The 14146-nt window shown below is 43.4% G+C and carries 1 protein-coding gene; it reads left to right on the top strand.

Going from position 1 to position 14146, the window contains the following annotated elements:
* Positions 1 to 24: 24 nt before the first annotated feature.
* Positions 25 to 14112 (top strand): cadherin domain-containing protein, encoded by a 14088-nt coding sequence (locus tag myaer_RS10595; protein WP_046662059.1) that lies wholly within the window; start codon positions 25 to 27, stop codon positions 14110 to 14112.
* Positions 14113 to 14146: the final 34 nt, after the last annotated feature.

Here is a 14146-nt window from a genome sequence, read left to right as displayed (position 1 = left end):
AACCCTTCTTCAAAGTTTTTAGTCATGTCTATCAATCTCGCTTCCAGTCTTTCCGCTGTCACCACTGACTCCACCACAGGGGTTACTCATATCGTTTGGGCTGATAATGGCAATATTTGGCACGCAGTCTATGACAGTAATTCGGAAACTTGGAAAAATGCCGAAGCTATTGCTTTTACGGGTACTGAACCTGTCGCCAGTCTTAATCTCGTCGCTAGTGATAAACTGATTAGTGGGAGCAATCCGGGGTTAGCAGTGGTATGGCAACAGGGAAATCTGAATGATAGCGATTTTTTCTATACCGCCGCCCAATACGACGAGAATGCTGATTTACAATGGTTAGATACTCCTCAAACTCTAACCTCAGATCAAGTAGGGGATTTAGAACCTACCGTTACAGTTAATGATAGCGGCGAAGTAATAGTTATCGGTTCAAAGGTTAACTTTGATAATGTTGCGAATCTCAGCATCAAAGAAGATACCGACTTTTACACTCAAACCTTTAGCGTTAGCAGTAGTCAATTCTCTACAAGTACCAGTAATGTAATACCTACTGCCCCCTATTCCCCTCAATTAACGAATAATGGTGTCGTTAATCCGGGGGTTTTAAGCAATGCTCAAAGCACAACTCCAGCGGTACAATCAGCCACAGAAGCCAATAGTTTAAGTATTAGTAGCGACGAAACAGAAGAAGAACAAGCACAACAACCTTTCGGCTCATGGAATGCCCAATTATACTTTGCTAGTAGTTTATTAGAAGATTGGGAATTGATGCACAGTGTGCCTAGCAGTGGCTTTCTTCGATCAATTATCACTCCCTTTATGAAAAATTGGGAGCTTGTGGGTACATTGTCAGGGGGGACAACTTTTGGTGGAGAACCATCAATTTTTTTACAAACAAATGCACAGCTAGAATGGGAATCCCCCAAAGAGTTAAAAAGCCCTTGGAAAAATAAAACCGTACCTGATCCCACCGTTGATTATCAAAATAGTGATTTATTTGGTAATTTATTCGCTGATGATAGTGCTAATGTAGTCGGAACAAAAAAAATACGGGGAGAAAGTCCTATTACTTTTGGATTTGACCTAGATTCTAAGTATAGCTTTTCTAACAATTCACCCTATGATTTGCTTGATATAGATAACGTTTTAGGCATAACCGCTTCCGTAAAGTTTCCGATTATACCAGCAGAGGAAACCGCAGGATTTTTTACCTTAGATGCCACGGGTAGTGTCGGTATTAATTTTAACCTTTTGGGGACACCTATTTCTGGACAAACCTATTCGCCTCAAACTTTGTTGGCAGGACTAGGTGATTTGGGCAAAGCGATAGGTTCAGGTGCTGGTGCCGACGCATCTGTACTAATGATGAATCTAGCGACAGAGGGAACAACTGAGGGTAGCGGTGCTGGAATTCTGGCCGCCAATATAGCGATTGCTGTAGGGGAAACCTTCGCCGCTTTTATTAATGGCACGACCCAAGGATTAGATAACCAAGGCTCGATTAGTTTTCCTGTGTTGACTACAGGGGTATCCGGTAAGGCTCAAATTCCCCATGTACCAATTCTGAGTGCAGATATAAACGGTGGTGTCGAAACTGCTTTTAACTGGGGTATTGGAAATACAGATAATACTATCTCCCTAACTTTTCCCGTTGGTTTAGAGGTGAAGATAGGTCCTTTAGGATTAGGTTTTAATTTCAATCCGGGTTGGTCTTGGAATGTTTTTGACGGCAATAAAAACTCTAGTAGTGACAGTGACTCCTCCTCAGTAGCAAGTTCGACTTCTTTGGCGTTAATGGCTTCTACCACTAGCGCCAGTTTAGCTGGTTCTTTGATTACAGTGGACTTCGGCACAGATTTAGCTGCACTTCCCTCCGCGAGTGACTTTACTGTCAGCGTGACGGATATTAATGGCAATATTACTAATGTTCCTGTTTTTGGTGTGGTAGCAGGTGCGAGTTCTAATCTCGTTATTTTACAGTTAGAAAATGCCATTCCTACCTCAGAAAATCTCGATTACACCAGTTCTGATAATCCTACACCCACTAGCAATAATGTCTCTCTCAATTTTGTAAATAATGAGGGGATCACGGATACTAATGGCAATACGATCGAAAATATCTCTGATTTAGGCGTTACTAATAATACTCCTAACTCCCTTGCTTATCAATACAATCCCACCAGTGGTAACAGTCAAAACTATATTAATCTCACCCTCCTTCTCGCTTTTAACACTCCCTTAGATACGACGGTTAGTCCTGATCTTGCTCGATTTACCGTCACCAACAACAATAACACCTCCTTATCCATTACCGATGCGACGGTAACTAATAATGGTGTGTTATTAACATTTGCCTCATCGGTGACGAATCAGTCTCTACAAAATGTCACCATTAGTTATAACAATAGTAGTTCTTTAGGTAGTAACCCCTTAGAAGATAGTAACGGAGATTCGATCGAATCTTTTACCATTCAAAATGGCGTATCTGCCCAAGTCTCTCAGTCATCTGTCTTCATTTCAAACAACAATTCTAATCTGACATTCTCCGACACTGTTGCAGATTATACCGTCACCGTTACCAACTCTGATGGGACAACGGTGAATGATGTCCAGGTACAGAGTGTTTCTGTTTCCCTCACAGGGAATAATGTCTTTTTGAGTCTCAATCAGAGTGTATCTCCCGATCAAATTGTTAGTATAACTTACAACAGTCAAAATATTAGCTCCTTAGTAACAGGGATTACCCCGCCTGCTGTTACAACTTCCTCCCTCATGGCAAATATTGAAGCGGATTTAGGACAAGATAGTGCGCCCTTCATTATTTCTGGTGGTTCATCTCCTTTATTGGCATGGGTTGCGGAGGTTCCGCCTCTAGAACCGATCTCCGGTTTTGTTAACGGGAAACTTGTCACCCTGAATTTTATCGATGATCTAGGCAATGGCAATGATGTTCCTACTGCTAATCAATTTATCGTCACCGATAGTAATAATAATAGCTATACTGTGGGCAATATCCAAGTTAATGATAATAGTCTGACTTTAACTCTTGATACTGCGGTGAGTGAGGATACAGAATTAAGCATTAGTTACAATCTTTCAACTCCCACCAGCACTAATCTTTACATTGATAACTCCTTTACTAATACCACCCTTTGGGTTAATGAATTTAGTAATTTTGCCCTGACTAACACCACTAAGAGTAGCAATCCCCCCGTTATATTGGGGGCGGGTGCGATCGTTGAAAATAATACCGAAAATAATACCAGTAATCAAATTACCCTCGTTTTCGATCAAACTTTAACCGATAATGGTGTTACCAATAGCGACTTTACTGTAGAAAGTAATGGACAGGTATTTACGATATCTGGGAACGTAAATACTACTGGCAATACAGTTATTTTAACGGTTCAACCCCCAGACGGGGTAAATCTCATCGGTAATGGAGACATCGTTACAGTAAGTTATACGGGTAATTCTTTATCTGGTACTAACGGTAGTGTGGCTAATTTTAGCAATCAACCCGTTATTACATCCCCTAGCACTCCAACTACTGTTATTAAATACGCTGTCCTCAATTCTACTGATACTAACCTAGTTAGCAGTATTAGCAGTATTCCGGGGACAGGCGGTTTTAACTTTAATCCCGTAGGGGCCTATGACTCCACTAATGATATTACCGTGTTAGTCTGGTCTAATGCTGATGCTAGTGATATAAATACGAACCTTGTACCTGGCGAATTTTATACCGACGATGAAACTACCTCAATTAATGAAAGTTTCAATAAATCTGACATTTATTACTCTATCTATAGTGGAGGTAGTTGGACGATAGCCGCTGCCATAGCAGAACAAGAAGGCTCGGAAGGCAAAATCGTCATCGGCTCTGGACCGAATAACGAATTGATGGCCGCATGGATTAACTATAATAATAGCGAATCAAACATTTACTGGTCAAGCCTTACTTATAGTAGTGGGGTGGCTAGTTGGAGTAGTCCTGAAATTCTCTACACTGACGCAAATCCTGATCCCTCAACAGAGTTAAGTATTGTCACCATTAACGGTAAGCCAACAGTTTTGTGGACAGAAACTCAGGCTACATCCTATAGTCAATTAACCCAAGAAGAATCTCCTCTACTTTACTATCGTCTAGCGGAAACCAGTGGTACAACCCTTGTCAATGAAGGTATTTACGGGGCTGGCGGTAATGGTACTTATAGTGGTTCAGTAACATTTAATGAGGTAGGTGCGTTAGAAAATACTAGCACTAATCAGGGTGATCCCAATCCTGCCGTATTGTTTAATGCAGGCGATAGTGCCACTTCCGTCGCCATTCCCTTCTCTGGTATTTCTTTTAGCTTAGAATTTTGGTTTAATGCACCCTCTTTATCCTCAAGTTCGATAGAATTACTATCAGTTAGTGACCTGGTGAGTATAAGTCTCACCAATACAGAGTTATCTTTCAATCTCAATGGAAATATCTTAAACTCCGATGGTTTTACTCCTAGTGCTAACCAATGGTATTATGTGGTTGCCAGTTATGACGGAGAAACCGATACTGCTACCCTTTATATTAATGGTAAACCCTCGGTCTCTCAAGAGAATTTAGCCTTAACTCTCCCGAACAGTGCCACTGTCAGTCTTGCTAGTGCTTCTAATACCAGTGCCGTCTATTTAGATGAGGTGGCTTTTTATAGTCAAGCCTTAACCTATAGCGAAACTGGTGATATATCGGATTTTGGCAATTTAACCCCTTCTCAAATTTCTCAAATCCTATTTAGTACCAGTCAAATAGGCAATAAATATAATTCTCAATATATCGATCCTTTACCTGCCGGACCAAATACCAACTATGTAACTTATAATGGTAGTTCCTGGAGTGTGCCTAGTGTTATTGATCCTACCTACAAGCCCATCGCCACTCAACTATCCAATGCTAATACACCTGAATGGGATGTGACTTCTTACACCACTGCTAACAGTAGTGGCTATGTGAATCCTAACGGTAATCCTGATATTTATTTACCCCTCAATTTATCGAATCAGGCTACAGGTACAACAATAAGTTCTATTGTTGTCACTGCGACTAATAGTAATGGCGAGACTATCACATGGAGTGTGGGCAATACCAATGGCAATCAATTAGCGGTTGTGCAAGGGGATAAACTACTTAATCCTGTGAATCCTGATGGTAGTTGGGAATATACAATCTTGTCCTCTAATGTGGACTTAGATTTATTTATCGATGGAGGAGGTAATAATTACTCTAACTTTGAATATTCTATCAATGGTAATGCTTCCCAATCTATCAATCCTGTAGATGTCACCAGCGAACCCACAACCATCAACTCTAACCAAGTATTAGGAACCGCCACAGTCACCGAAGCCAATGATTCTTCCCTTGCTTTAATCGATAGTGGTTTTATTATCAACACCAATAATCCTAGTATCGGTTATTCAATCGTTTCTGCTGACTTTAACAACGATGGTAAATCCGATGTAGCCGTGGGAAATCGGGGCTATACTAACACCTCAGGCGTTCCACAATCAGGAGGGACAATCCAAATTCTCTTTGGAGGCGGCGCAGTATTATTAAACAGTGAAACCAATCCCTTAACTACTACCGATTTAACTGGCAATCCTAACGGTGTCTTGATTACAGGTTTAAGTGATACTGGACAAGCAAACGGCGATTTTCCTTTCAGTATGGCCACAGGAGATGTCAATGGTGATGGTTATCAGGATTTAGTCATTGGTGATCCCAATGCGAATGCAGTATATGTCATTTATGGCTCTAATAATTTAGAAGGATCTACCATTGATGTCACGAATTTAACTAGCAGTCAAGGTTATGTAATTAATGCCCCCAGTTCAACCAATATCGCCTTTGGTTATTCCGTGGCAGTGGGTAACTTTAACAGTAACGCTCAATCTAATGGCACTTACGCCAATGGTACTAAATTTGATATTGCCATCGGTGCGCCGGGGGCAAATAATGGCAATGGGGCGGTGTATGTTGCCTTTGATGGTAGTTCAAGTTCTTCAAATATTTACAATTCCACTAACCAGGGAGAGTTAGCAGGTTATAGCCTTGCGGTTTCCTCTCGTACACCTAATTCCACTACCTTTACTGGTAATAAACTTTCCGATGATTTGATTATCGGTGCGATCAACTTTCAAGGAACGGTTACTAATCAATGGAATGGCATAAGTGGACTTCCTGGTAATACCAATCAAAATAATAGTTATCCCTCCACCACCCAAGCCGAATTGGGGGCAGTCTATGTCTATCAAAGTAATGGCACAACAACATTAACGGAATATGTGAGTTATACCGGTCCCAATCTGCCCTCCAGTAATGGTACAGCTAATAACATCAATGCGGGAAGTGCCTTAAATAGTAGTGACTTAGATGGTGATGGTACTAATGATTTAGCCATTTCCGCCCCGGGAGCAAGCAATAATAACGGTGCCGTTTATGTTCTTAAAGGAGGAGTAAGTGCCAACAGTAATGCTCAAAATCTTGGCAATGTAGCCAATTTAGGTATTGTCGGAGGGCTTTCTTTCAGTCAAACAGGGGCGATTATTACCTCCCCCGGCGATGTCAACGATGATGGGTATGCAGACTTTTTGATTACCGCCCCCCAGGGTGCAAACGGCACTGGGCAAGGTTATGTGCTTTTTGGACCCCTTAATCTGAGCGACATTGGTACTATTTTTGACCTCAACATTACCGCTACTGATAGTAAAACCACCTTCTTACTCAATGGAGATCAGCCTTATCAATTAGTGGGAGCCGCCGCTAGTGGTATTGGGGATGTGAACGGTGATGGCGTGGATGATTTAATGATTAGTGCGCCTAATGCGGGACAACTCTACACTACTTATGGCCATCCCTGGTTAGCGGACGATGGCAGTATTAAATTAGCCGATATTTCCGGTGATAACGGTTTTGTTATTGATGGCGACTTATACTCCGTAACAGTAGGAATAGGAACCCAAATTTATAACCTCGGAGACGAATCGAGCGCCGCCCCTGCTTTCATCAACAATAACGGCACTTTTTACCTCGCCTATGTGGAAAAGGGGGGTAATCAAATTTATCTGACCACTAGCAGTGATGCCGGGCAAACCTGGACAAGCGCGGTGGAACTTCCCAGTGGTATAACTACCAGCCAGTCCCCATCCTTAGCTTTTTATCAAGGGACGCTTTATCTGGCTTTTGTTGGTCTTAATAAAGACCTCTATATTACCTCTAGCACTGATAACGGACAAACCTGGACAAGCGCACAAGCTATCCCCAATCAATCTTCCAGTGCCGGGGTTTCTCTCGTGGTTTATCAAGACCAGTTGATGGCGTTTTTTGTCAGCACCGAGTCTAATAGCGATATTCTTTACGTTTACTCTAATAATCCCCAATCAGGAGCTTCCTGGTCAACAGATTACACAGTTGCCAATCCAGATGGTACCCCCAATCAAACTGCCAGCCAAGCCGTCAGCGCCACCGTTATGGGCGAAACGCTTTACCTAGCCTATCAGGGTGGAACGGTAGGTAGCGGTAATAACTATTACGTCACTAACACCAGCGGTTCAAATTTAACGAACCTAACTTGGGGCGTATCGGAACTAAGCGGCGCAACTAGCGCCAGTACAGCGCCTGGCATTACCAATGACGGCAGTCAACTTTACTTCACCTATAGCAATAGCAGTGGCGATCTCTACTATCTGACTTCTAGCAATGGAACCAGTTGGTCTGGGTTAAACGAGATTGATTCCCAAACCAGTAATTATCTCCCCGCTCCAGCTATTTTAGGGGGTCGATTGTATCTAGGCTATACTGGCACCAACTCCGAGGCTGACGTATATGTCACCGCCCTTAGCGTTAGCAAAATTCTTGCCGGAGCAGGTAATGATGTCGTTATGTTGGGGGACATCAATGGCGATGGTTTTGCCGATGTGCTGGCCGGAGGAAGTATCAATGGCGCTGTTGTCACTTTTGGCGCTAGTACCCAAAATTTACTGGACGCAGCGGCGGGAACGGATGAGTTAATTATTAACATTGCCGATGGCGGCTTAATTCAAAGCGTTGGTGCCGCAGGTGACTTTAACGGCGAAGGATTAGCGGATTTTGGGGTGGTGGATCAGAATAATAATTTCTATCTGATTTTAGGTAATACCAACCTAGGCCCCCAACAAACTCTGACTTTGAGTACCAGTGCCAATATTTCCCAAACTGGCATAACCTCTGCTGTCGCGGTGGGAGACTACAACGGCGATGGCTATGATGATTTGTTATTGTCATCCTCTAATGGTGGGCAGAAACTTTACACAGGTAACAGCAGCGGCACTCTGAATAGTTCTGTCACCTTTAGCGCTAACAGTAATACCGTCTTTAATGGCATCGGTGATGTGAATGGCGATGGTTTTGGCGATATTGGCGGCGGTGAACCCAATGGGAATGTGATCAGTCCTAATGCCACTGGGAATGGACAGGCGACGGTTTATTCAGGTAATATTTCTGCTGGTTCCGCTACTAGCAACAGCACCAATATCACGCCTCCTAATGCTGCAATTTCAGGAACATTAAATAATAGTGACTGGGGCTTCAATAGTCTTGACGAAACTCCTCTATTTTCCCCTTCCTTTGCGGTGTTTAACGGCTATTTATATATGGTCTATAACACTACCGAAATTACCAACTCTACCACTGGTGCTTATACTACTAACTTCTATATTCAAAGAAGTGCAGATGGTTATAACTGGGAAGGGCTGACCAGCTTAGGGAGTAATTTTGAAAGTGATACCCAAGCTTCTCTAGCGGTTTTTAATAACACACTTTACCTTGCTTTCACCGCCACAGATAACCAGGTCATTGTTACCCCAGCAACGACTGACAGTAGTAGCGATTTAGGCTTAACCTTTGATAGCACTAATTCCATCAACGCTGGCGGCAATACCGCTCCTACTGGCATTGGCCCTACCCTAGCTGTTTATGACGAGGATCTTTACCTCTTTTTTGTCGCCAATAATAGTACCAAAACGATTCTCTATACCACTTCTAGCGATGGAAGCACTTGGTCGAGCAATGGCACGGTCACCAATAGCTCTGGCAATGCTCAAGAAACTGACAATCGCCTGGGAGTGGCGGTGGATGGGGATAATTTATTGGTGAGCTTTGTCGGTAACGGCAATGAAGATGTAAATGTCGCCACCTACAACGGAACCTCCTGGAGCAGTAACCAGGTTTCAGGTCAGACATCGTCATCGGGTCCCAGTCTTTTGTCGGTGGGAGATACGCTTTACCTTTTCTTTACTTCCAGCAACGGCAATAACGAAATTCCATATTTGACCTCTACCGATGGGGGTAGCACCTGGAGCAGTACCCTCAATAACATTCCAAACCAAACCACCAACGATCGTCCTTCCCCCGTCTTTTTCCAAGAGAGTATCTTGGTCGGTTATGAAACAACGGGTACAACGCGTATTGGTATCGCTACTTCCAATCCCATTTACGAACCGAATCAGACTCAACAATTCGGTGAGCAACTGCAAAATATCGGTGATTTTAACGGCGATGGTATTGCGGATTTTGCCGTCCTAGCTCCTGGCTTTTTCTCGAATCTCGGCAGTTGGAATAATAACCTGCTGGAAAATAACCAAGGAGCAGTGTTAATTTTCTACGGCTCCACCAGCGGCTTGAGTAGCAGTTCCACCCCTGATGTGGTGCTGGCGACCCCGGCTCCCAATAGCTCCACCAATGTGGCTAATAATCAAGCGTTGCTATTAACCCAAGTGGCACCAACGGGAGATATTAACGGCGACGGCTACGATGACCTAATTATTGGCTCCCCCAATACGGCCCTGGATAGCAGTAACACGACCGATGGTACAGCCTTTGTCGTCTTTGGTGGCGGGGAATCTGTGTGGGGTAGCACTTATCCAGCCACGTCACCCTTTGATTTAAACAGCTTAAGTAATAATCAATCTAATGCTTCTACGGGTAACTCGAATACCAGCGGCTTTGTAATTACCGGTTTACCTGGTTCTCAAGCCGGAATTTCCCTGAGTGGTGGTGGGGACGTAAATGGCGATGGCTTTAGCGACTTTATCATCGGTGCGCCGGGGGATAGCGATAATCTGACCTACACAATCTTTGGTAGTGACTTTAATGACACTGTAAATCAAACTGGTACGGTCGGCGATGATATCATGATTGGCACGGCAACGGGTGAAAGTTTCCTAGCCGGGGAAGGAGATGATCAAATTTATACTAACGGCGGTATTGACGTAGTTTACGCCGGACCCGGAGATGATTTTGTTACTGTCAATGATACCTATTTCCTTCGTTTAGATGGTGGTACTGGTACAAACGTTTTAAGATTTGAGGGTTATAACGGGCAAGATTGGGATTTAACCACTCTTTCCCCCGGTAGTCGTTTACGCAATTTTGAGATTTTAGTCACCGAAAATTATGGTGCAAATACCCTTACCCTCAATTCTCTAACCGTCACGCAACTTTCTGATAACAACACTGTCACGGTGGTAATGGATGCCGATGACACCCTTAATCTCAGTAGCGATTTTAGTCTGAACGGTACAGTCTATCAATATAATCAGAAGTTCGATCAATATACCTCCAATACCTCCGCCGCCACGGTTTTACTTAATCGCATTGTGCAAACAGGTACAACTAATGTTATCACCGTCAAGACAAATGCTTCCAAAACAAACATCCCCACACCTAACTCGACTTTAGAAGTAGCCTCTGTTAGTGCAGAAACCATGACATCCTATAGTGTCGATGAATCAGGTGATAGCACGGCTCGAAGTTTTGCTAGTTCGGTATTTAGTCCTACTGCCAGTAATCCTAATGCCTCGACTCGCCTATTCGTGTCTAATTCTAAAGGCAATGAAGCCGATGGAAAGGTAGAATTTACCATCCAACGCACAGGGGATTTAGACAAATACGTCTGGGTAGGTTACTTGACCCAGGATGGGGATGCCAAGGCTGGCGATCGCTATACGCCTGTTGCAGGCCAGGCAGTATTTGCCCCCGGGGAAACCACCCTCACCGTTACCGTACCCATTCCCGATAATAGTGAATACGTTGGCACTCGCAAATTTGGGTTAGCGGTTACCCTAGAAGGGGAAAGCAGCGATCCAAACCTAGTACCCGATGCCTGGCAAGCGGCGATCGCCACCGGGAATGAGCAGATCCGACGCTGGAAAAGCATTACGGGAACAGAGGGGAATTCCGTTCTGTTTGACATCACCACGACCAATAGTACAGAGGGGATAGCCACCTTGGATCTGGATTTAGATGGTCTGGTGGTGCCTCTGATTTGGAATCCCGCCACGGATAGCTATGTGAACATTCCCTCCGCAGAAGTTAACGGAATCAGCCAAGCGCAAGATGTTGACGGGAATGGTTTGAACGATTTATATCGTATGCAGTTCCAAGATGGTGGACTCTTCGATGGCGATGAAGTGGTTAATGGCCTGGTGGCACTGGACTTTATTGTCAATGATGTTAATGAAAATCCTAGTAATCAAGCTCCAACAAATTTAGCATTAAGTGCGACCACAGTAAATGAAAATGTTCCTGTTAATACAGTAATTGGAACATTTTCCAGTACAGACCCCGATACTGGCAATACCTTTACCTATAGTTTAGTTACAGGAACAGGAGACACAGATAATACTGCCTTCTCGATTGTAGGGAATCAATTACAGATTAATAATTCCCCCGATTTTGAAACCAAGAATAGTTACAGTATTCGGGTAAAAACCACAGACCAAGGGGGACTAAGTTTTGAGAAAACCTTGACAATTACTGTCAATGATGTTAATGAAAATCCTAGTAATCAAGCTCCGACGGATTTAGCATTAAGTGCCACTACAGTAGATGAAAATGTTCCTGTTAACACAGTAATTGGAACATTTTCTAGCACAGACCCCGATACTGGTAATAACTTTACCTATAGTTTGATAGCAGGAACAGGAGATACAGATAATACTGCCTTCTCGATTGTAGGGAATCAATTACAGATTAATAATTCCCCCGATTTTGAAACCAAGAATAGTTACAGTATTCGGGTAAAAACCACCGACCAAGGGGGACTAAGTTTTGAGAAAACCTTGACAATTACTGTCAATGATGTTAATGAAAATCCTAGTAATCAAGCTCCGACGGATTTAGCATTAAGTGCCACTACAGTAGATGAAAATGTTCCTGTTAACACAGTAATTGGAACATTTTCTAGCACAGACCCCGATACTGGTAATAACTTTACCTATAGTTTGATAGCAGGAACAGGAGATACAGATAATACTGCCTTCTCGATTGTAGGGAATCAATTACAGATTAATAATTCCCCCGATTTTGAAACCCAAAATAGTTACAGTATTCGGGTAAAAACCACAGACCAAGGGGGACTAAGTTTTGAGAAAACCTTGACAATTACTGTCAATGATGTTAATGAAACTCCCGGTAATCAAGCTCCAACAAATTTAGCATTAAGTGCCACTACAGTAAATGAAAATGTCCCTGTTAACACAGTAATTGGAACATTTTCTAGCACAGACCCCGATACTGGTAATAACTTTACCTATAGTTTAATAGCAGGAACAGGAGATACAGATAATACTGCCTTCTCGATTGTAGGGAATCAATTACAGATTAATAATTCCCCCGATTTTGAAACCAAGAATAGTTACAGTATTCGGGTAAAAACCACCGATCAAGGGGGACTAAGTTTTGAGAAAACCTTGACAATTACTGTCAATGATGTTAATGAAACTCCCGGTAATCAAGCTCCCACAGCCCTAATTTTCCAAAATGCTGTCACCGAGTTAGCTGAAAATGTCGATGTCACACCAGAATTTAAAGTCGCCGATCTCCTGATTGAAGATGATGGTTTAGGAACCAATAATCTCTTCCTCACGGGACGGGATAGGGAGCGCTTCTTAATTCAGAATTCGGCTCTTTTCTATGTCGGTTTTACTCCTAATTTTGAAGCTCAAAACAGTTACGAAGTCACCGTCAATGTCGATGATACAACCGTTGGTGTCACCCCCGATCTCACCCAAACCTTAACTTTAAACATCACCGATGTCAACGAAGCTCCCACAGCCCTAATTCTTGCTAATAGCACCAATACGATCGCTGAAAATACCGATACCAGTCAAGGTGTCAAAGTTGCCGATATTCAGATCAGCGATGATGCCTTGGGGACCAATAGCCTTTCTTTGTTGGGCAGTGATCAGAGCAGTTTCCAGATTCGTGGCCGGGAATTATTCTTCATCGGTAAGGCTGATTTTGAAGCCCAATCCCTCTATAATCTGACGGTGGCGGTAACGGATACCACCCTCAACCCGGCTCCCAATGCCACGCCAGACGCAACGGTTAATTTCACCCTAGAAATTACCAATCTACCCGACCAAGACGTTAATCCCCAGGCCCTTGAATTTAAAAATACGGGCAATGGACAGGGTTCTCTGGTTTTCAACTTCAGTAACTTGCCCAGTAGCATACAGGTGACAGCCATTGAGGAGGGACTCCAACAGACGGGAGCCTTCTTCAATAACGTTGTCGGTCTCTATCCAGTGGCGGATGACAACGGAGCCGTTTTTGACAGCCTCGATTTAGATGGAGATGGCAACGTGACAGAGTTAATTCAACCCGGTCAAGCGGGTTATGCGCGTAGTGCCTTAAGTCAAGCAGTGAATAACTTCATTTTGCGGGCCAGTGGAGAAGGGGCAAACCAAAGCACCACCGCCGCTGAATTTAACGAAGGGGATGTGTTGTTGGAAGGAGGGCGACGCTACGCACCCTTTGTGATTGCCAATGGGGGCAATCTGGGAGAAAGTCTGCAAGGGAGTATTCAGGCATTTTTGACCAAGAATCCCGATAATGTGGCGGCTACCCTAGAAAACTATATGAGTCATGAGGTGGCCTATTTCTCCTTTGGCTCGGCAAATCCCGATGGGGCGGAACATTTACGGTCAAGGGGGAATAATATCTTTGGCTTTGAGGATTTACCGGGGAACTTACCCAATATCAGCGATAACGATTTTAATGATGGGATTTTGGCGTTTAATTTTATTGCTTAACCCCAGTTCGGGTTAAACGGAGGGGGATAAGGCC

The sequence above is a fragment of the Microcystis aeruginosa NIES-2549 genome (assembly GCF_000981785.2).
Taxonomy (GTDB): Bacteria; Cyanobacteriota; Cyanobacteriia; order Cyanobacteriales; family Microcystaceae; genus Microcystis; species Microcystis aeruginosa_C.
Note: the sequence above shows the minus strand (reverse complement) of the source record. Positions and strands in the feature narration are given on the sequence as shown.

Excerpts from the sequence above, each read along its gene's own strand:
- myaer_RS10595 (WP_046662059.1), top strand. The coding sequence starts at position 25 with ATGTCTATCAATCTCGCTTCCAGTCTTTCCGCTGTCACCACTGACTCC.